Source organism: Gaiella occulta (genome assembly GCF_003351045.1).
Taxonomy (GTDB): Bacteria; Actinomycetota; Thermoleophilia; order Gaiellales; family Gaiellaceae; genus Gaiella; species Gaiella occulta.
Genome location: NZ_QQZY01000004.1, coordinates 14,195 through 33,714 on the forward strand (window position 1 = coordinate 14,195; position 19,520 = coordinate 33,714).

Genomic DNA, 19,520 nt, shown 5'->3' on the forward strand with positions numbered 1-19,520 from the left:
AGAATCAGCCGGACGTGGCCAGATACGCACCAGCCGCCCTCGTCGCGGCGCTGCTCGTCGCCACGGCCCTCGCGTTCACCTACACCGAGCAGCTGAAGCTGACGCCGAGCCCCATCTTCGGCACCCGCGTGCCGGCGAAGACGTTCTCGCCGGTGTGCCGCTGCGACACCGACACGGTCACGATCGGGTTCCGGCTGCGCGAGGCCGACCGGCTCGAGATCGACATCGTGCGCGACGGCGACGTCGTGAGGCGCCTCGTCCGTGACAGGGACGTCCCGCGTGGGGGGTACGTGCACGTGCGATGGAACGGGCGCGACGACGCCGGCAGGGTCGTCGCCGAGGGCCCGTACCGGCCGCGCGTGCGCCTCGAGCGGCAGCGGCGGACGATCGTGCTGCCGAACCCGATCGTCGTCGACACGACTCCGCCGCGGGTGAGGCTGACGCGCCTGGCGCCGCGCGTGTTCTCGCCCGACGGCAACGGCCGCGGCGACCGCGTCGTCGTCGGGTACCGCCTCGACGAGCCGGCGCGCGTGTCGCTGCTCGTCGACGGCGAGCGCGCGGTGCGCAAGAAGGGGCAGAAGACCGAGGGCACGATCGACTGGTACGGCCGGCGGGCGGGCAGGAGCCTGCCGCGGGGCCGCTACCGCCTCGAGGTCGAGGCCGTCGATCTTGCCGGCAACACGTCGCGGCCCACGCCGGCCAGGACCGTCGTGATCCGCTACGTCGCGCTCGGTCGCGACCGCATCGAGACGCGGCCGGGAGGGCGCATCGCCGTCCTCGTGCTCGCCGACGCCGCCAACGTCGCGTGGAAGCTCGGCGCCCGCGCCGGCAGCGCGCCTCCGGGCACGCTGCGGCTGCGCGCGCCGCTGCGCCCGGGTCGCTTCACGCTGACCGTGGCGGTGGGGGAGCACCGCGCCCGCGCCGCGGTGATCGTGCGGGAGCCGGCCCCGTGACGCTGGTCGCGCAGATCGGGAGCGTCGTCGGCTGCGCCGGGCTCGCGCTGCTGTTGGCGGCACCGCGCCGCGACCTGCGGCTCGCCGGCCTCGCCGCGTGGGCGCTCGGCCTCGCCGCCCTCGCCGCGTACCTGGCGCCGAGCATGAGCGCCGCGCGGCTCGCCGCCGCCGCCGCGGCGGGCCTGCTCGTCGCCGCGGCGGGGGCGTGGGCGCTGCTGCGCTGGCCGTACCTGCTCGCGTTCGCCACGCTCGCGTGCCTGCCGGCGCGCGTCCCCGTCACGCTCGGCGACGAGGACGCCAACCTGCTGCTGCCGCTCTATGCGGTGGTCGGCGCGCTCGCGCTCGCGCTCGGCTGGCAGCTCGCGGCGTGCCGCGACGACCGCGCGCGCGAGCTCGGCCCCGTGGCGCTGCCGCTCGCCGCGTTCGTCGCCTGGACGGGGCTGACGCTCGTGTGGAGCGTCGACGTGCGCGAAGGCGCGATCTTCGTCGGCGCCTTCGTGCTTCCGTTCGGGCTGCTCTCGCTCGGCATCGCGCGCCTGCCGTGGCGCGGCCGCCGGCTCACGTGGCTGTGGGTCGGGCTCGTCGGGACGGCGCTCGCGTACGCGTCGGTCGGCCTCTACCAGTGGGCGACGCGCGAGGTGTTCTGGAATCAGAAGGTGATCGTCGGGAACGCGTACGCCCCGTTCTTCCGCGTCAACTCGATCTTCTGGGACCCGTCCATCTACGGCCGCTACCTCAGCGCCGGGATCCTGACGGCGCTCGCCGGGATCCTGCTCGGCGGCGTGCGTGGAACGCGCCTCGCCGGCCTCTACGCCGTCGTCGCCGCCATGTGGGTGGGGCTGTTCTTCTCGTTCTCGCAGTCGAGCTTCGCGGCGCTTTCCGTCGGCGCCGTCGTCGCGGCGCTCGTCGTCTGGGGGCGGCGCGCGGCGCTCGCGCTGGCTGTGTCGGCGCTCGTTCTCGCCCTCGGCGCGCTGGCCGTCCCGCAGGCGCGCGACCGCATCGGGACGAAGTCGCGCTCCGGGCTCGACGCGATCACGAGCGACCGCTCGACGCTCGTCGGTGAGGGCGTGCGCATCGCGCTCGACCGTCCGCTCGGCGGTGTCGGCGTCGGCGGCTTCAAGCGCGCCTACGCCGATCGTGTCGGGCTTCCCGGCAAGCGCCCGAAGAAGGCGGCGTCGCACACGACGCCGGTCACCGTCGCGGCGGAGGAGGGGCTGCCGGGCCTGGCGGCGTTCGCCTGGGTCGTCGCCGCGGCGCTGCTTGCGGCGCTGCGCGGCCTCGGCCGCGGCTTCACCTCGCGCGTGTCGTTCGCCGTTGGCCTTACGCTTCTCGCGATCACCGTGCACAGCCTCTTCTACAACGCGATGTTCGAGGACCCGATGACGTGGGCGCTGCTCGGCCTCGTCGCGCTCTCCGCCACCGTGCCGCGCAAGGGTGCGGCGGCGAACGGAGGGGGGGCGTGATCGAGGGTTGGCGCCGCGCGCTCGTGCTCGCGCCGCACACCGACGACGGCGAGTTCGGCTGCGGCGGCACGACCGCCCGGCTCGTCGAGGCCGGCTGCGAGGTGCGCTACGTCGCCTTCTCGATCGCGACGCGCTCGCTGCCCCCCGGCTTCCCGCCGGACACGCTCGCCCGTGAGGTGCGTGAGGCGACGGCGGAGCTCGGCATCCCCGAGGCGAACCTCACCGTCCACGACTTCGACGTGCGCACGTTCCCCGAGCGCCGCCAGGACATCCTCGAGCTGCTCGTGGCGATGTGGGAGGAGTGGCGGCCCGACGTCGTCTTCCAGCCGTCCCACCACGACGTGCACCAGGATCACCAGACGGTCGCGCAGGAGGGTCTGCGCGCCTTCAAGCGCACGACGATCCTCGGCTACGAGATCCCCTGGAACAACTTCGACTTCTCGTACGGCGCCTACATCGGGCTCGAGCAGCGGCATGTGGAGCGCAAGATCGCCGCGGTGGCGAGGTACGCCTCGCAGCAGCATCGCCGCTACGCGAACGCCGACTACATCTGGAACCTCGCGCGCGTGCACGGTACGAACGTGAATCGCGACCTCGCCGAGGTGTTCCAGGTGTACCGCATCGTGGCGTAAGGCGGACTGTTCTCGCTCCTGTTCTCGGGTAGACGCGGATCGTGGTGCTGCTCGTCACCGGCGAACTCGAGCGGCTTTCGATGGGCGTCGCAGACGAGTCGGCCGTCGTGGGTGACGGCGGAGACCGACCCATCGCGCGACTCTTTCGACTCGAGCGGGATGTGCGACCGCTTGTAGAGCTCGGAGGGCTTGATGCCTGTCCGCTCGGCAGATCGCGGGAATCTCACTCGACAGACCCGGGGCACGTACGAATGGCAGCGCACGCGCTGGGCTGCCGCGTCGAGACTCAGTCCTCGGCTGACGCCTCGAGGGTCGCGGGCAGGACGAGGCGGATGCCGTGCGCATCAGCGTCGGTCGGATCCGCGAACGCGTTGGTCCGCACCAGATGCGCCTGGGCCGTCGCGAGCGTTGAGCAGTCGAGCTGGGCGGCGTACCGCTGGGCGAAGGAGAGCATCGCGACGTAGCTGCCCGTGTTGCCGTTACGAGTTAACCCGCGGAGCGCCATGAGGTAGTTGGTCCGGTACACGGTCGGGATCACGATCCGCGCCAGTCCGGCGGCGACGAGCTCGGCGTTCATCATGATCCGAGCGACCCGCCCGTTGCCATCATCGAACGGGTGGACCTCCGAGACGAGGAACATCATGAATGCGGAGCGTGCAAACGGATCGTCGAGCTGCGCGCAGCGTTCGAAGCCGGCCTTCAACGTGCCGCGCACAAGCCGCGGGGCAACGAACAGCGTCGAGCCGGCCTGGTTTGCCCGCTGCTTCAGCTCGCCGGGGCGCTTCTCGGGCCGGCCGGTCATCAGGATCGCGTGCCGGCGCTCGAGGAGGTGGATCAGGTCGTCACCGGTCGCAGGCGTGCGGCGCATCTCGGTCGAGTCCGCGGTGATTTCGTACGTTCCCCGGATGTCATGTGCGTCTGCCGGCCGATTCTCTGGCTCGGTGCCCTCGTACACGATTGCTGCGGCCTCCTCGAACGTGAACTCGGTGCCCTCGATGAAGTTCGAGAAGTAGGCCTCGACGAACGGCAGCACGTTCTCGCGCCGACCTCCACTTGAGGCGAGTGCGGGCGGCGGCGCCGTCATGGCGAGTTGTGTGAAGAGTTGGTCGAACACGGCGACGCGAGCAGCGTCGTAGGGGATTCCGCGCTGCCGGGCCGCGAGCTCGGGAGATGCGGCTGTCACCGTGCGCGTGCCGAGCAGCGCGTCGAGGAGAGCGTCAAGGTCGTCGGCTTCACGCTCGAGCCCAAGCGTCGGGGCGATCTCGCGTACCTGGTCACGAAGGTCGCGCGCCCAGTCGTCGCCTTCCCGGCTCACGAGGCGGTCCAGCCACGCTTCGAGCTCGCTCCGCGAGAGTGTGCGAGACGTCCTGCCGCCGCGCGATCGGCTCCCGACCATGTTCTCGAGCGCAGCACGGGCCTGGCCGCTCATGTGCAGGCCGTCCGGCAGCGCCAAGTCGGACGGAAGAGGCCCCGGCCCTCGCCGACAGCGCAACACGATGCCGCCCGGCAGAGTGACATCCGGGGTCCTGTCGTGCACGAGGAACAGGAGGTTGTCCGCGGTCGGCTTACCGCCGAGGACCGCCGAGCGATCGGAGATCACCGCTCCAGGCCGGACGGCCGCCACCACCTCGAATAGCCGCGTGCGGACAAGAACATCAAGCGAGGTCGTCAGGTCGCGCGTGTAAACGCCCTGGACGATCCGGCGGAGCTTGCCTCGGCGCGCCGCCGCGCCCGCAGCATCCTGCATCCCCGTGGCAGCGGCGGCAAAGATCTCATCCGTCGGCAGTTTGTTGTATTGTATCCTCATAGTAAGGCATCTATGTCAGGAAAAATAAGTTTAGTATAGAGGTAGGAGGTTGTAGCGAAGGGTCGAGTCGCGGTAAACGCATGACATGCACGCATTCGGTTTAATCGGTTTATTCCGCGAGGATGTCGGAATGATAGTAGTTATCTGTAGTTAGCCAGTTGGACACGGCGGATTTCTTGCTTCTAGCAAGCGTCCGACAAGAACCGCGTTCTCAGCCCAGCAACACCATCCTTCGAGATGCCGCTGTTCGTCGAGCTCGAGACCGGGCAACAGAGCCCGCGGCGCAGCGATGTAGGCCCGCACATCGGAGACCTCGCGCCAGTGTCGAGACTCCTCCGGCAGTCGCGCCGCGCGGGCCTGCTGCCTCGACCCCAGGCTCCGGAGCGCCGTGCTCGACCGGACGCTCGTCCTCCCCTGACCAGGCGCTCGTCCAGGGGCCGCCGAGCCGCACGCCACGCTCGCGAACGATCCGCCACGGCGCGCGTCAGGCGTGCGCGGCCGCCGCGCGCTGCTCGATCAGCAGCTCGAGCGCGTCGTAGACGTCCTGCACCTGCGCGCGGGTCAGCGAGTCGACGTCGTCGCCGCCGGTGACGCGCGCGACGAGCGCGACGACCTGGGCGCGGTCGACGCCGCCGTCGCGGCGGAGAAGACCCGCCGAGCGCGCCATGCCGAAGACCCTGCGGATCTGCGGCTGCGAAGCGGGTCGCGTGTCGCCGCGGGAGCGAAGCCGCATGTACGCGGCATGGTCGAGCTGCACCGTCTCCGGGGCGACGCCCTCGTCGAGGAGGAGCACGCGCAGGAGCGCCGCGGTCGCGAGCACGTCGCTCAGCGCTTCGTGCGCGCCCTTGAGCGCGATCCCGCGCCGCGCGCAGATCGACTGCAGGCGATGGTCGTCCGCGAGCGGCTCCAGCAGCCGGAACGCGTCGAGCGTGCATGCCACCGCGACCGGTTCGTAGTCGATGCCGGCGCTCGCGAAAGCGTGCTGCAGCATCGCGAGGTCGAACCCGGCGTTGTGTGCGACGAACACGGCCCCGTCGAGCAGACCGAGAACCTCCGCGGCGATCTCCGCGAAGCGCGGCGCGTCGGCCACGTCGCCGTCGCCGATGCCGTGCACGAGCGTCGCCTCTGCCGGGATCGGGCGCGACGGCCGCACGATCCGTGCGTACCTGGCCGTCTCGACGGCGCCGGCGTCGAGACGCACGATCGCGAGCGAGACGATCTCGTCCACGCCCGGCGTCGTCCCGGTCGTCTCGCAGTCGAACACCGCGTAGGCCGCCGGCGCCGGCACCTCCGACCGGCCGCGGACGATTCCCGGTAGGCCCTCGCCGGCACCCCGCGCCCCGAGCGCCGGGGCCGGAGCGGACCTCGGCGTGACAGGGATGGCGGCCGTCGTCGACATGCATCGAGGATGTCGGGAGCGTCGGACGGCGACCGTACGGAGCCCGGCAAGGCCGGACGCCTTGCCGGCGTCTCCCTGCGGCTGCGGTCGACGCACGCTTCTCGAGCGCACGTCGCATCGTGACCAGGATCTCGTCAGCCCGGGCGCGGCTCGCAGTCGTGTGGTTCCCATCCGGCCGGGCAGGCGTCACAATGGGCCCGTGGCAGTCGACGTGGGCTCCGTCCGCAACCAGCCGCCTCCGCTCGAGGGCTACGACCTGTTCACCGAGAACCGGCCGCTCGTCGAGGCGTTGCGGCGCGAGGGCGGCGCTGCCTGGGAGGAGAGCGCGGCGGCGCTCGGGGTCGAGCTCGGCGGCGAGCCGCTCGAGTGGGGCCGTCTCGCGAACGTCAACGCGCCGCTCCTGCGCAGCCACGACCGCTACGGCGAGCGGCTCGACGAGGTCGAGTTCCACCCCGCCTGGCACGCGCTGATGGCGCTCGGCGTCCGCCACGGCCTGCACGCGCTCTCGTGGCGCGAGCCGCGGCCGGGAGCCCACGTCGCCCGCGCGGCGATGTTCGTCACCTACTCGCAGGTCGAGCAGGGCTCGGGCTGCCCCATCTCGATGACGCACGCCGCGGTGCCCGCGCTCCGTGCCGAGCCGGCGCTCGCCGCCGCGTGGGAGCCGCGTCTCGCCTCGCTCGTGTACGAGCCCCGGCTGCTGCCGGCGGCGGAGAAGGAGGGCGCGCTGTGCGGGATGGCGATGACCGAGAAGCAGGGCGGCTCCGACGTGCGCGCGAACGAGTCGGCCGCCGAGCCGCTCGACGGCGACGACGGCGCGTTCCTGCTCACCGGGCACAAGTGGTTCTGCTCGGCGCCGATGTGCGACGCCTTCCTCGTGCTCGCCTACGCGCCGGGTGGCCTCTCGTGCTTCCTGCTCCCGCGCCTGCTTCCCGACGGGACGCGCAACGACTTCCGCATCCAGCGCCTGAAGGACAAGCTCGGCAACCGCTCGAACGCCTCCGCCGAGATCGAGTTCGAGGGCGCGTGGGCGCGGCTCGTCGGCGCGGAGGGCGCCGGCGTGCGGACGATCATCGAGATGGTCAACCACACGCGCCTCGACTGCGTGCTCGGATCGGCGGCGATCATGCGCCGCGCCGTCGCCGAGGCGACCCACCACGCAGCCCATCGGGTCGCCTTCGGCCGTCTGCTGGCCGAGCAGCCGCTGATGGCGAACGTGCTCGCCGACCTCTGCATCGAGTCCGAGGCCGCGACTGCGACGGCGTTGCGGGTCGCGCGCGCCTACGACGAGGGCGATGCCGCTTTCCGCCGGCTCGCGACAGCGGTCGCCAAGTACTGGATCTGCAAGCGCGCCCCCGAGCACGTCGCCGAGGCGCTCGAGTGCGTCGGCGGCAACGGCTACGTCGAGGAGTCGGTGCTGCCGCGCCTCTATCGCGAGGCGCCGGTCAACTCGATCTGGGAGGGCGCCGGCAACATCCAGTGCCTCGACGTGCTCCGCGCGGCGCGCAAGCAGCCGGACAGCCTCGACGCCTTCCTCGCCGAGGTCGCGCTCGCGCAGGGCGCGGACGCCCGCCTCGACGCCGCCCTCGCGGAGCTGCGCGGCGCGCTCTCCAACCAGGATGGGATCGAGCACCGGGCGCGCCGGATCGTCGAGCGGCTCGCGACCTGCCTGCAGGGCTCGCTGCTCGTCCGCCACGCCCCGCACGAGGTCGCCGACGCCTTCTGCGCGACGCGCCTCGGCGGCGAGGGCGGGCTCTCCTACGGCACCCTCCCGCGCGGCGTCGACTGCGCCGCGATCGTCGAGCGCCACCGGCCGCGGGTGCGCTGACGTCCTCTCAGCAACTCGCGCAGCAGCCTTCGCCGCGCCAGCTCGCGCGCCCTTCCTTGACGGCGACCGCGGCGATCGCGAGGGCGGCGACGGGGTCGAGCCACCAGAGACCGAAGAGCGTGTTGCCGAGCAGCCCGGCGAGGACCGCGGCCGCGAGGTACGCGCAGAGGATGTTCTGCATCCCCTCGCCGCGTGTCGCCGCGGAGCCGAGCTTCTCGGCGAGGCGGCGCTTCGCGATCCCCAGCATCGGCATCCCCGCCAGGCTCGACGCGGTGAGCGCGACGCCGAGCCAACTCGTCCGCGGCTGCTCGCCGCCGGCGAGCTTCTCGATCGCCTCGAAGCTCACGTACGGCGCGAGCAGGAAGAACTGGATCGCGACGAGCCGCTGCGCGCGCCGCTCGGCGGCTCCCGAGTGGAGGCGGGCGCCGGTGAAGCGCCAGACGATGACGAGGCTGGCGATGCCCTCGATGAAGCTGTCGATGCCGAACCCGACGAGCGCGATCGACCCGGCGAGGACGCCCGCGGTGATCGCGAGCGCCCCCTCGGCGCCCATCCAGGCGAGGCTGATCCAGGAGAGGAGGCGCGCCCTGCGCGCGGCGCGAAGCCACTCCTCGCCCGCTCCCACTCGTCGCGGCAGCGTGGCGGGAGCGGTGCTCACTCGGCGACCACCTCGCCGGCGGCGAGCACGGCATCGACGAGTCGCCGTCCCTTCCCGGTCAGCGCGTACATCACCATCTTGCGCTCGCGCCGGGAGGTCACGAGCCCTTCGCTGCGCAGCGCGCGCAGGTGATGCGAGACGAGAGCCTGCGATCGCTCCGCGATCCAGCCGAGGTCGCAGACGCAGAGCTCGTCGGCTTCCGCGAGCACGACCGCGAGGGTGAGGCGCGTCGGATCGGCGAGCGCCCGCGCGCGCCGGGACGCGCGCTCGGCGGCCGCGGCGCCGAGACGCCGCGCGCGCAGGCGCTCCGCCTGCGGCAGGTCGAGGCAGAGGACGTCGCAGCGGTCGGCAGCCACACGATCATTCTAACATCTGTTTGATCGTCGCTGCGGTCGCGCTTGCCGACGGCCGGCGGCTCGTCGAGGGGGTGTCGTCCTCCCGCTCCCCCGCCGGCGTCGAGGCGCTCGAGGTCGCCGCCGCAGGCTGACGCGGTCGGGCACGATACGGCGATGCGCCGTCGCGACTGGATCGGTCCCGGGCTCTGCGCCGCCGGCGCGCTCTGCCTGCTGGCCGCGCTCGCCGTCGACCTCGACAGCAGCGCGGCGAAGGCGCTGATGGCCGCGGCCGCGATCGCCTTCGTCCCCGGCGCGCTCGCCACCCTCGCGCTCGTGCGCCGCAGCGCCGGCCCGCCGCAGTAGAGCGGCCCGCCACGCCAGAGATTTAGTCACGGCTAAATATTCGGCTAGGATGCGCCCATGAGCGGCAGATCCCAACAGGCCAGGAGGTCGCGCATGCCGTCGCCGCACCGGTCGCTGCCGGGGAGCTCCCTCGTCGTCGGGGTCGAGGAGGCCCTGCCCGGCGAGGCGGCGGTGCTGCGGGCCGCCGAGCGCTCGCTGAACGGGCAGCGGCGCGGCGCACGGCGCGTGACGCCGTTCCTGGGGCCCGCCTTCATCGCCGCCGTCGCCTACGTCGACCCCGGCAACTTCGCCACCAACATGGCGGGCGGCGCCCAGTTCGGCTACCTGCTGCTGTGGGTCGTGCTGACGGCGAACCTGATGGCGATGCTGATCCAGTCGATGAGTGCGAAGCTCGGGATCGCGACGGGGATGAACCTGCCCGAGGTCTGCCGCGAGCGCTTCCCGCGACCGGTCTCGTTCCTGCTCTGGATCCAGGCGGAGGCGATCGCGATGGCCACCGATCTCGCCGAGTTCATCGGCGCCGCGATCGGCATCAACCTCCTGTTCGGGATCCCGCTCTTTCCCGCGGCGCTGCTCACCGGCGCCGCCGCCTTCCTCATTCTCGCGCTGCAGTCGCACGGGTTCCGTCGCCTCGAGTCGGTGATCGCGGGGCTCGTCGGCGTCATCGTGGTCGCCTTCGGGCTGCAGGTGCTCCTCGCCGCACCCGACCCGGGCGGCATCGCGCGGGGACTGCTCGTACCCGGCTTCGAGGGCGGCGAGAGCGTGCTGCTCGCCGTCGGCATCCTCGGCGCGACCGTGATGCCGCACGTGATCTACCTGCACTCGGCGCTGACGCAGCGCCGCATCGTCGGCGCGACGCCGGAGGTGCGCAGGCGCATCTTCCGCTTCGAGCTCGTCGACGTCGTGATCGCGATGAGCCTCGCCGGCCTCATCAACATGAGCATGCTCATCACCGCCTCTGCGGTGTTCCACCGGCGCGGCCTCTTCGACGTCGGCAGCGACCTGTCGAAGGTCTACGACGGCCTCGGCGTGCACCTGGGGTCGGGCGCGAACGTCATGTTCGGCATCGCGCTGCTCGCCTCCGGCCTGTCGTCGTCGAGCGTCGGCACGATGGCCGGGCAGGTCGTGATGCAGGGCTTCATCCGGCGCCGGATCCCTCTCACCCTGCGGCGCGGCATCACGATGGTGCCGGCGCTCGCGATCATCGCCGCCGGCGTCGACCCGTACCGCTCGCTCGTGATCAGCCAGGTCGTGCTCTCGTTCGGCATCCCGTTCGCGCTCATCCCCCTCCTCCTCTTCTCGCGCGACCGGTCGCTGATGGGCGAGCTCGTCAACCGGCGCCTGACGACGGCCGTAGCCGCCGCCGTCGCGACGGTGATCGTCGCGCTCAACCTGTTTCTGCTCGAGCAGACGTTCTTCGGCTGAGCAGGGCCGGCCGCCTCGCTCGCGCCGCGCCCCGGATCCGTGCTTTCGCGGATGCGCGCCGTCCGCGCGGAGCGCACAATGGAGGCGTTCCGCGGAAGGAGGTCAACCATGCCCGGGACGATGAAGGTCGCTCCGCTGATCGACGTGCTCGACCGCGAGGGGGTTGCGTACGAGCTGCTCGAGCACGCTCGCACCGAGCGGGCGGTCGCAGAGGCCGAGGCGCTCGGGCTGCCGCCGCACGAGGTCGCCAAGACGCTCGTCGTCGCCACGCCCGAGGGGAACGCCCGTGTCGTGTTGCCCGCGTCCGAGCGGCTCGACATGCACAAGCTGCGCGACGTGGTCGGTGGGGGCAAGGAGACGCGCCTGCTCGCCGAGGAGGATCTCGTGCGCGCATACCCCGAGTTCGAGCTCGGGGCCGTCCCGCCCGTCGGCGGGCCGCGCGAGCGCGTGATCCTCGACCGCAGGCTCGCAACGCGCGACACGCTCGTCATCGAGGCGGGCGCCCACGACCGCTCGGTGCGCCTGCGCCCGCAGGCGCTGATCGTCGCGGCCGGCGCGCTCGTGGAGGACGTCTGCTGCGACTAGTGCGGCGTCTCGCAACATTCCACCGGAAAGTCTTGTTGCGAGACGCCGCACTCGATGCTTGCTGCATGTCGCCCGGCTGCTGCGCAGCCGGGCGACATGATCCTGAAGGGGCGCGCTTCGCGCGCCCGTTTCGGGTCGAACGTTCGGAGACGGCGCACTAGCGGCACGACAGCGCTGGCGGGGCGGGCCGTGCCCGCCCCGTCAGCGTGCGAGCCGCCGCAGCCCGGCGCCGATCGCGCGCCGCTCGGCCGGCACGTAGAAGCCGAGCGGCACGAGCACGAGCGGGTAGGCGAGCGCGAGCGCGAGCGCGACCGGCAGGCCGCCGCCGCCGATCTTGCCGGCCGCCGCGAGCGCGACGCCCGCGAGGGCGGCGGTGAGCACCCGGCGCCACTGGTAGGGGACAGGGTAGACGCGTTGCGCCCACCAGGCCATGCCCGCGAACATGACGGCATAGGCCGCGACCGTGGCGACAGCCGCCCCCATCATCCCGTAGGGCGGGATCAGCGCCAGGTTGAGCCCGACGTTGACGGCGGCGGCGGCTCCGGTGATGACCCAGTTGAACTGGGTGCGCCGGGCGCGCCCGATGCCGATCGAGAGCACGATGTAGCCCGCGAATGCGACGGCCGCGAACGCAAGCGGGCCCACGACCCGCGACGACTCCGCGAACTTCGGCGCCGCCAGCCAGCCCACGAGCCACGGCGAGAGCAGGGCGAGCGCGGTTGCAACCCAGGTGGTGAGCACGACGAGGTACGTGAGCACCCATCGATAGGTGAGCTTCGCCTCGTCGTCGCCGCGGATCGAGTAGGCGAAGGCGGGCCACGCGGTGCGGAACGCCGTCAGCAGCAGCACCATCGCCGAGGCGATGCGCACGCCGACCGAGTAGAGGCCGACCTCGTCCGGCCCTGCCAGCTTGACGAGGAAGATGCGGTCGCTGAAGTTCGTCACCCACAGGAGCAGCGCCGACGGCACGAGCGGCATGCCGAAGCGGTTCATGTCGCGCAGCAGGCTGCGGCTCATCTGCAGGCCGAGCTGCTCGCGCCGGTACCCGAGCAGCGCCAGGTAGACGGCGAGCGTGCCGACGAAGTTCCCGACGACGACGCCGAGCGCGCCCTTGTCGAGCACGACGACGAGCAGCACCGTGGCGCCGACGGTGACGAAGATGTTGACGAGGCTGGCGAGCACGAAGGCGGCCGACCGCTCCTCGACGCGGAACAGTGCCGTGAGCTGCTCGTAGTTCATCTGCGCCCAGAGGCCGACGAACGAGGCCCGGACGATCCCCGTCGCCGAGCCCGTGCCGAAGAGCGCGTGCGAGACGGGCGCCGCGAGCAGGACTCCCGCGACGAGCCCTGCGGTCGCCGTCGTCATCGTGAACCAGAACGAGGTGCGCAGCACGAGCCGCCGCCGCGCGGGCTCGTCGGCGTCGAAGTAGAAGCGGAAGAACGCCGACGAGATGCCGAAGCGGAGGACGATCGCGAGCGCCGTCGTCAGCGCGACGAGGGTCTCGATCTGCCCGTAGTCGCTCTTCGAGAGGTAGTGCGTGTAGAGCGGGAGCAGGAGGACGGCGAGGATCCGCGAGACGAGGCCGCCGAGGCCGTAGATCGCGGAGTGCTTGCCGAGTCGCTTGAGCTGGCCTGCGAGCGCCATCAGAGCCGAGCGTAGACGTCGAGCAGGCGGTCGGCGACGCGCTCCACGTCGTGTACGTGCTCGACGTAGGCGCGCGAGGCGGCTCCGATGCGGCGCCGCTCGGCCGCGTCGGCGACGAGCGGGCGCAGCCGCTCGCGCAGCGTCTCGGCGCTGGCCGAGACGATCGGCACCTCCATGCCGAACGCCTCGCCGGTGCGGCGGACGGCCTCGTCGTGCAGGAAGGCGACGACCGGCTTGCCGAGCGCCATGCACTCGATCGCGAACAGCCCGTACCAGCCGGCGTTGAGCTGGTCGACGACGATGTCGGCTCCGCGGTAGCGCGCGAGCGCCTCGTCGTGGTGGAGGCCCTCGACGATCTCGAGGTCGGCGTCGAGCCCCTCGACGGCGGCGACGACGTGCTCGGTTCCCTTGCGGCGGCGCGACGAGGGAGCGTGCACGATCAGCGGTCGCTCGCGGTCGCGGGGCGCTACCGGGTCGATGCGCGAGAGGTCGATGCCGGGCGGGATCACCTCGGCCTCCGGCACCCAGCGCAGCGCGTCGTAGCTGCCGACGATCTCGGCGCCCGCCTTCTTGCCGTAGGCGAGCTGCTCGCGCGTCTTGCCGCGGATGTCGGAGCCGAGGTAGTGCATCACGGACTTCTTGCCGAAGAGCTTCAGGATCGGGAACTGCAGCGTCTGCGGCACGAGCGTGAGACCGAAGACGAAATGGAAGACGTCGGTGCGCGGGAGCAGCTCGAGCAGGGCCCGCCACTGGCGCGGCTGCCGGCGCAGGAAGCCGCCGCGGAGGTCGAGCGAGCGGTCCGCCTCGGGGTGGAGCGCGTAGCGCTCGAACACCACGAGCCGCGCGTCGACGCCGCGGCGGCGCAGCGCCTGCACGTTCGTCCACGGGACACCCGCCGTGTTGACGGGGCAGTGGACGACGCGCAGCGGCCGCTCCGCGCCGTGCGCAGGCGCGCCCGCGCTCACTCCTGGCTCACGCGTCCCATTCGATCTGGTCGAAGTAGCGCAGCGCCGTGCGGCCCGGCCTGATGCGGGGCCGCAGCGCCACGAGCTCCTCGGGCGTGATCTCGCCGAGCGCGCGCTTGACGCCCAGGTACGGCAGGTCGAGGTCTTCCTGGTAGACGATCGTCGAGATGCGCGGGTTGATCTCGATCACGTGGTCGCCGACGAGCTGGATGTTGAAGAAGTGCTCGATGCCGAGCTCGGCGACGATCAGGTCGGCGATCGCCATCAGCGCAGGGTCGTCGAGGGTGACGAAGTACATGGCAAGGCCGGCGCGCATCGCCTCGCGCGTCTTCGGATGCCCGAGCAGCACGCGCTCGCCGTCGGCGATGCCGTCGATCGTGCGCTCGCCGCCCGTCGCCAGCTCCATCACGAGCAGGTCGGGGCCGCCCTCGGCGGGCAGCAGCTCGACGGCCTCCTCGAGCCGCATCGCCACCGAGCCGGGCCGCTCGTCGAGGAGCTGGCGGGCGCGGTCGACGGTCGGGTCGAGGACGCGGAAGCCGCGCGAGCCGGACGAGAACACCGGCTTGAAGCACACGGGCACGTCGGGATAGCCGAGCTCGCGTGCGGCCGCCTCGACCTCCGCCGCCCCGCTGACGCGGCGGAACGCGGGCGCGGGCAGGCCGAGCCGGTGGAGGAAGGCATAGGTCTCCGCCTTGTCGTTGCAGCGGAAGATCGCGTCGGGCCGCGAGACGAGCACCGGCACCGGGAAGCTCTCCCGATGCTGCGCGAGCCCCTCGAGGTCGAACGACGACTGCGGCAGCACGCAGTCGGCGCCCTCGCGCTCGACGATCGCCCGGATCGCGTCGGCGAAGCCCGGGTCGGATCCCGCCGGCACGAGATGGAACGCGTCGCAGAGATGGCGGCCGACCGAGCGCTCCGACATGTCGGTGCCGACGAGCCGCACCTCGCGCTCGCCGTTCTCGCGCAGCCCGCGCAGCAGGGCGGCGGTGCCCGGCGCGCCGGACGCCGTGACGACGACGGTGATCGGCCTCATGACAGGTCGATTCTGTCCTCTGCGAGCTGCTCGAGGCGCCGCCGTCTCTCCGCCTCGAGCATCGCCCGCATCGTCTGCCCCATCGTCGCTCCCTCGTAGGCCCAGATCTCCGGGTGCGTGAGCAGCTGCAGCCACGGGAACGCGCCCGCGCGCAGTCCCTCGTGCGGGCAGCCGCAGCGCCAGTGCTGGTTCGAGTCGGAGCGGTACGTCGATCGGTCGAAGTAGCGTTCCTCCATCACGTTGATCGGTCCGCCGAGCGGGGCGCTCATGTACTCCGGGTCGGGGTTGTGCCAGGCGACGACGGGGTCGAAGCGCCCGTCCAGCCCCGCGTTGGGGTAGACGGCGTGCAGCCCGACGCGGTGGCCGAGCGCCCGCAGCCGCTCGATCGCCGCGGCGCCTTCCCTCGACGCGAGGTTGTAGAAGACCGACTCGGTCATGAGGAAGTACGTCGCCGTCGCCCCTGCCTCGTGCTCGAGCTCGGCCATCCGCAGCGCCGCGTCGAGCGAGAGGTCGACGTCGTGGCGCAGGAACAGGTCGCCCTCGTCGGGGCCCTCGCCGAAGTGGGCGAAGCGGTAGCCGCCGGCCCTGGCGGCCTCGAGGATCTCCCCGTAGTGGCCGAAGTCGAAGGCGCACGTCATACCGGCGCCACCTCGACCTCGAGCAGCGCCGCCGCCGCCTCGGCGCGCGCGAGCGCGGTGTCGGCGTCGTCCGCGACGGCGATCACGTAGCCGCGGCGGTCGCCGTCGAGCCGGACGGGGCGGATCGTCTCACCGACCTGGAGGTAGGTGTCGGCCTGGACGACGCCTTCCGCCGCGAGCACCGGGTCGAGGCTGCCGATGCGCAGCACCTTCCCCGCCGGCAGCGGGCCCGGCTGCGCGGTGAAGAAGCGGATCGCGAGCGGCTGCCGGAAGCGTGGCAGCGCCACGTCGTCGGGCACCTCCTCTCCGAGTGCCTGTCGCAGCGCCACCTCGACGAGGTCGACGCCGACGGCGTGGCGCACGAGGTCGGCCATCTGCCCTCCCGGGATGCGCGCCGCCACCTCGACGACGGCGACGCCGCCGTCGGGCGCGGCGATCAGCTGCGGGAACGCGATCCCGTCGCGCAGGCCGAGCGCGCGGACAGCGTCCGCCGCCACCTGCTCCGCCAGCGCGTGCTGCTGCGGGCGAAGCCGCGCCGGGTAGACGTGGATCCAGCCGACGCCGAAGCCGATCCCCGGCGGGCGCAAGCGGTCGGACAGCGTCAGCGCCGCCGGCTCGCCGCCGCGCGCGATGACGATGCCGTTCATCTCCAGCCCGTCGACGAAGCCCTCCAGGATCGCCTCGCCCGAGCGCGACTCCGCGAGCGCGTCCGGCAGGTGGCGCTCCAGCTGCGCGCGCGTCTCGACCCGGAAGATGCCGCGCTGGCCGCCCGAGTCGGACGGCTTCAGCACCCCCGGCAGCGGCACCGCCTCGAGTGCGGCGTCGATGGCGGCGGGCGAGGCGAGCGCCGAGAACGGCGGCTGCGGCACGCCCGCCTCGGCCAGGCGTCTGCGCATGACGAGCTTGTTCGTCATGCGCAGGGCGACCGCGGTGCCGATCGACGGCAGGCCGAGGCGCTCCGTGACCGCGGCGACGACGGGCACCGCGCGGTCGGCCGAGACGGTGAGCGCACCGTCGACCTCGTTCCTGCGGGCGACCTCCGTGACCGCGTCGACGTCGCTGAAGTCGACCGCCTCGGGGACGTCGGCGGCCTGCAGGCCGGGAGCGTCCGGATTGCGGTCGACGCCGACGACGCGCAGCCCACGCTCGCGTGCCTGCAGGATCGCACGGCGCTGGTGGCGCCCGGCGCCGACGAAGAGGACGGTCTTCACTGTGCGCCGATGCTAGCCGTGCGCCGGCGCGCGGGAGGCCGTCAGCCGGACGCCGTCCACACCACCGGCAGCAGGAACGCCAGCCGGTTCCAGCGGCTGATCTCGCAGCCGTTGTCGCGCTTCAGGCGCACCCACACCCGCTGCCCGTCGACGACGCCCTGGACGACCGCCGCCTGCGGGCCGCCGTAGATCTCCGTGCAGGCGACGCCGCGCGGCAGGGGCTGCAGGCCGCGCAGGCCGACCCGCGCGAGCCCGCGGCAGGCGAGCGAGCGCCGCGGATGGGTGCCGCCCACGGGGTTGCAGCGCAGGGTGGCGGCGACGCGTGTCGCCGGCTCGCGCGCGTCCTCGAAATAGGTGATCGTGAGCGACGTGCGCGGCGCCGCCGCCGCGGACGAGCCGCCGACCGGCGCGGCTGCGACGAGCGTGGCCGCGACGAGCGCGAGAGCTGCCGGGGAGCGCATGTCCATCAACGATACGCCGCTACACTCGCCGCGTGTCACTGAGCGGCAAGCGGATCCTGATCACGGGCGGGGCCGGATTCATCGGCACGACGCTCGCGCGCCGCCTCGTCGACGACAACACGGTCGTCGCGATGGACAACCTGCACCGCGACGCGCTGTCGGGCACGGCGCTCGCCGAGCACCCCAACTTCACGTTCGTGCAGGGCGACATCCTCGAGCCGGAGCGACTCACAGAGCTCGCCCGCGACGCCACCCACATCGTCCACGCCGCCGCGATCGCGGGCGTCGACACCGTGCTCGCGAGCCCCGTGCGCACGATGCGCGTCAACACGATCGGCACGTACAACGTGCTCGAGGCGGCGCTGACGACGAAGGACACGCTCGAGCGCCTGATCGAGTTCTCCACGAGCGAGGTGTTCGGCCAGCACGCCTTCAACGTGGGCGAGGGTCACGTCACCACGATCGGCTCCGTCGGCGAGGCGCGCTGGACGTACGCGGTCTCGAAGCTCGCCGGCGAGCACATGACGCACGCCTACCACGACGAGTTCGGGTTGCCCACCGTCACGGTGCGGCCGTTCAACATCTACGGGCCCGGCCAGATCGGCGGCGGCGCCATCCGCGCCTTCATCGAGGCGGCGCTCGACGGCCGCGAGCTCACGATCCACGGCGACGGCTCGCAGATCCGGGCCTGGACCTACGTCGACGACATGGTGGAGGGGCTGTTGCTCGCGCTCGAGCACCCGGCCGCGGTCGGGGAGAGCTTCAACATCGGCAACCCGCGCTCGGCCGTCACGATCTTCGATCTCGCCCAGCGCATCAAGAGGCTCACGGGAGCCGCCGCCGGCATCACGTTCCAGCCGCTCCACTACACCGACGTGGAGCTGCGGATCCCGAACGCGACCAAGGCCCGCGAGCTGATCGGCTTCGAGGCGAAGGTCGAGCTCGACGACGGCCTCGAGCGGACGATCGCCTGGTACCGCGAGCGCCGGCTCGGCGCAGCGTGAGCGAGCCCATCCGCCTCGCGCGGCCGGACGTCGGCGAGGCCGAGCTCGCCGCGGTCGCCGCGGTCGTCGCAAGCGGCATGCTCACGATGGGCCCGAAGGTGGGCGAGCTCGAGCGCGCGCTCGCCGGCGCCTGCGGCACGGCCGACGCGGTCGTCGTCTCGTCGGGGACGGCGGCGCTCCACCTCGCCATGATGGCCCTCGGCGTCGGCCCGGGCGACGAGGTGATCGTGCCCGCCTACACGTTCCCGGCCACGGCCAACGCGGTCGAGCTCTGCGGGGCGCGTGCCGTGCTCGTCGACGTCGACCCGGACACCTTCGACCTCGAGCCCGCGCACGTCGCCGCTGCTCTCGGCGAGCGTACGAAGGCGGTGCTCGCCGTGCACCTGTTCGGGCGCCCCGTCGACTGGGAGGCGCTCCGCGCCGCGGTGCCGCAGGAGGTGGCCCTCGTCGAGGATGCGGCCGGCGCGCTCGGCGCGCGCTACCGCGGCCGGCCCTGCGGGTCGCTCGGCGTGATGGGCTGCCTGTCGTTCCACCCGCGCAAGATCGTCACCACCGGCGAGGGCGGCGCCGTCACCACCGACGAGCCCGAGCTCGCCGACGCGATCCGGCGCTTGCGCCACCACGGCATCGTCTCGCACGGCGGCTTCGACATCCCGCAGCCGGGTCTCAACTACCGCCTGCCCGACCTCCTATGCGCCGTCGGCATTCCGCAGCTGGAGCGGCTCGAGCGGCTGCTCGCCGCGCGCGAGCGCGTCGCGGGCTGGTACACGGAGCGGCTCGAGCAGCTCGTGCTGACCCCGTCGGCGGCCGAGGGCGACCGGCACGGCTGGCAGGCGTACGTCGTGCAGCTCGACCGGCGCGACGAGGCCCTCGAGGCGCTGCGCGCCGAGGGCATCGAGGTGCAGATCGGCACCTACGCGCTGCACCGCCTCGGCGCCTACCGCGACCGCGGCGCCTTCCCCGGCGCCGACCGTGCCTTCGCACGCGCGCTCGCGCTCCCCTTCTCGACGACGACGACGGAGTCCGAGTGCGACCGCGTGGCCGAGGCGCTCGCGCGCCACGTCTGATCGTCGCCCCCGGCGCGATCCCGGGCGGCGCTCGTGGCGGATTGACAGCCGC

19 protein-coding genes are annotated in these 19,520 nt (G+C 72.5%); 9 read left to right on the top strand and 10 right to left on the bottom strand.

All coding sequences use genetic code 11. The features are described 5' to 3' along the window. Positions 1-14: 14 nt before the first annotated feature. From Gocc_RS09035 to Gocc_RS09045, 3 genes are read left to right on the top strand one after another with little or no spacing between them, the layout of a single operon-like run. Complete coding sequence (locus Gocc_RS09035; protein WP_114796232.1) at positions 15-953, top strand: hypothetical protein; 939 nt, start codon at positions 15-17, stop codon at positions 951-953. Then, entirely contained in the window at positions 950-2,416 is a 1,467-nt protein-coding gene (locus Gocc_RS09040) for an O-antigen ligase family protein (RefSeq protein WP_114796233.1), read from the top strand. Before Gocc_RS09035 ends, Gocc_RS09040 begins: the two co-directional genes overlap by 4 nt. After that, entirely contained in the window at positions 2,413-3,048 is a 636-nt protein-coding gene (locus tag Gocc_RS09045) for a PIG-L deacetylase family protein (protein WP_220150539.1), read from the top strand. The genes Gocc_RS09040 and Gocc_RS09045 overlap by 4 nt, the downstream gene beginning before the upstream one ends. Before the next feature lie 286 nt (positions 3,049-3,334). Here the strand turns inward: Gocc_RS09045 and Gocc_RS09050 are convergent, their stop codons facing one another. Further along, on the bottom strand, positions 3,335-4,363 hold the full coding sequence (locus Gocc_RS09050; protein ID WP_181813508.1) for a Fic family protein: 1,029 nt from the start codon (positions 4,361-4,363) through the stop codon (positions 3,335-3,337). Between the two features lie 976 nt (positions 4,364-5,339). Continuing rightward, positions 5,340-6,254 carry a 3'-5' exonuclease gene (locus tag Gocc_RS09055; RefSeq protein ID WP_181813509.1) on the bottom strand — a complete coding sequence of 305 codons (915 nt, stop codon included), beginning with the start codon at positions 6,252-6,254 and terminating at the stop codon, positions 5,340-5,342. Between the two features lie 199 nt (positions 6,255-6,453). Between Gocc_RS09055 and Gocc_RS09060 the strand changes: the two genes are divergently transcribed. Then, a complete protein-coding gene (locus Gocc_RS09060; protein WP_220150540.1) occupies positions 6,454-8,079 on the top strand; it encodes an isovaleryl-CoA dehydrogenase in 1,626 nt (541 codons plus the stop codon). Positions 8,080-8,086: 7 nt separating this feature from the next. Here the strand turns inward: Gocc_RS09060 and Gocc_RS09065 are convergent, their stop codons facing one another. Both Gocc_RS09065 and Gocc_RS09070 read right to left on the bottom strand, forming a co-directional pair. Next, positions 8,087-8,737 carry a cation efflux transmembrane domain-containing protein gene (locus Gocc_RS09065; protein ID WP_220150541.1) on the bottom strand — a complete coding sequence of 217 codons (651 nt, stop codon included), beginning with the start codon at positions 8,735-8,737 and terminating at the stop codon, positions 8,087-8,089. Beyond that, the gene (locus Gocc_RS09070; protein WP_114796235.1) at positions 8,734-9,093 is read right to left on the bottom strand and encodes an ArsR/SmtB family transcription factor; all 360 of its coding nucleotides are present in this window, start codon (positions 9,091-9,093) and stop codon (positions 8,734-8,736) included. Before Gocc_RS09070 ends, Gocc_RS09065 begins: the two co-directional genes overlap by 4 nt. A gap of 153 nt (positions 9,094-9,246) precedes the next feature. Between Gocc_RS09070 and Gocc_RS09075 the strand changes: the two genes are divergently transcribed. The 3 genes from Gocc_RS09075 to Gocc_RS09085 all read left to right on the top strand — a co-directional run bounded on the left by Gocc_RS09075 (position 9,247) and on the right by Gocc_RS09085 (position 11,445). After that, positions 9,247-9,435 carry a hypothetical protein gene (locus Gocc_RS09075; RefSeq protein ID WP_114796236.1) on the top strand — a complete coding sequence of 63 codons (189 nt, stop codon included), beginning with the start codon at positions 9,247-9,249 and terminating at the stop codon, positions 9,433-9,435. Positions 9,436-9,528: 93 nt separating this feature from the next. After that, a complete protein-coding gene (locus Gocc_RS09080) occupies positions 9,529-10,860 on the top strand; it encodes an Nramp family divalent metal transporter (RefSeq protein ID WP_114796237.1) in 1,332 nt (443 codons plus the stop codon). Positions 10,861-10,968: 108 nt separating this feature from the next. Beyond that, positions 10,969-11,445: an aminoacyl-tRNA deacylase gene (locus Gocc_RS09085; RefSeq protein ID WP_181813510.1), complete on the top strand. Its 477-nt coding sequence runs from the start codon at positions 10,969-10,971 to the stop codon at positions 11,443-11,445. Positions 11,446-11,646: 201 nt separating this feature from the next. Here the strand turns inward: Gocc_RS09085 and Gocc_RS09090 are convergent, their stop codons facing one another. Genes Gocc_RS09090 through Gocc_RS09115 form a run of 6 tightly spaced genes read right to left on the bottom strand, consistent with a single transcriptional unit; the run spans position 11,647 to position 17,397 of the window. Further along, positions 11,647-13,089, bottom strand: a complete 1,443-nt coding sequence (locus Gocc_RS09090; RefSeq protein ID WP_114796239.1) for a lipopolysaccharide biosynthesis protein — start codon at positions 13,087-13,089, stop codon at positions 11,647-11,649. Then, positions 13,089-14,054, bottom strand: a complete 966-nt coding sequence (locus Gocc_RS09095; protein WP_114796240.1) for a glycosyltransferase family protein — start codon at positions 14,052-14,054, stop codon at positions 13,089-13,091. The genes Gocc_RS09090 and Gocc_RS09095 overlap by 1 nt, the downstream gene beginning before the upstream one ends. Before the next feature lie 7 nt (positions 14,055-14,061). After that, positions 14,062-15,087, bottom strand: coding sequence for an ATP-grasp domain-containing protein (locus tag Gocc_RS09100; protein WP_114796242.1), 1,026 nt, complete (start codon positions 15,085-15,087; stop codon positions 14,062-14,064). Beyond that, positions 15,084-15,725: a polysaccharide deacetylase family protein gene (locus Gocc_RS09105; RefSeq protein WP_114796243.1), complete on the bottom strand. Its 642-nt coding sequence runs from the start codon at positions 15,723-15,725 to the stop codon at positions 15,084-15,086. Before Gocc_RS09105 ends, Gocc_RS09100 begins: the two co-directional genes overlap by 4 nt. Beyond that, a complete protein-coding gene (locus tag Gocc_RS09110; RefSeq protein WP_114796244.1) occupies positions 15,722-16,936 on the bottom strand; it encodes an ATP-grasp domain-containing protein in 1,215 nt (404 codons plus the stop codon). The genes Gocc_RS09105 and Gocc_RS09110 overlap by 4 nt, the downstream gene beginning before the upstream one ends. Before the next feature lie 41 nt (positions 16,937-16,977). Further along, the gene (locus Gocc_RS09115; RefSeq protein ID WP_181813511.1) at positions 16,978-17,397 is read right to left on the bottom strand and encodes an SSI family serine proteinase inhibitor; all 420 of its coding nucleotides are present in this window, start codon (positions 17,395-17,397) and stop codon (positions 16,978-16,980) included. 32 nt (positions 17,398-17,429) lie between these two features. Between Gocc_RS09115 and Gocc_RS09120 the strand changes: the two genes are divergently transcribed. Then, positions 17,430-18,401, top strand: a complete 972-nt coding sequence (locus Gocc_RS09120; RefSeq protein ID WP_220150542.1) for an NAD-dependent epimerase/dehydratase family protein — start codon at positions 17,430-17,432, stop codon at positions 18,399-18,401. Continuing rightward, positions 18,398-19,468, top strand: a complete 1,071-nt coding sequence (locus Gocc_RS09125) for a DegT/DnrJ/EryC1/StrS family aminotransferase (protein ID WP_114796246.1) — start codon at positions 18,398-18,400, stop codon at positions 19,466-19,468. Before Gocc_RS09120 ends, Gocc_RS09125 begins: the two co-directional genes overlap by 4 nt. Positions 19,469-19,520: the final 52 nt, after the last annotated feature.

Coding starts and splice junctions, on each gene's coding strand:
- Gocc_RS09055 (WP_181813509.1), bottom strand. CDS start 6,254: ATGTCGACGACGGCCGCCATCCCTGTCACGCCGAGGTCCGCTCCGGCC.
- Gocc_RS09075 (WP_114796236.1), top strand. CDS start 9,247: ATGCGCCGTCGCGACTGGATCGGTCCCGGGCTCTGCGCCGCCGGCGCG.
- Gocc_RS09080 (WP_114796237.1), top strand. CDS start 9,529: ATGCCGTCGCCGCACCGGTCGCTGCCGGGGAGCTCCCTCGTCGTCGGG.
- Gocc_RS09085 (WP_181813510.1), top strand. CDS start 10,969: ATGCCCGGGACGATGAAGGTCGCTCCGCTGATCGACGTGCTCGACCGC.
- Gocc_RS09090 (WP_114796239.1), bottom strand. CDS start 13,089: ATGGCGCTCGCAGGCCAGCTCAAGCGACTCGGCAAGCACTCCGCGATC.
- Gocc_RS09100 (WP_114796242.1), bottom strand. CDS start 15,087: ATGAGGCCGATCACCGTCGTCGTCACGGCGTCCGGCGCGCCGGGCACC.
- Gocc_RS09105 (WP_114796243.1), bottom strand. CDS start 15,725: ATGACGTGCGCCTTCGACTTCGGCCACTACGGGGAGATCCTCGAGGCC.
- Gocc_RS09115 (WP_181813511.1), bottom strand. CDS start 17,397: ATGCGCTCCCCGGCAGCTCTCGCGCTCGTCGCGGCCACGCTCGTCGCA.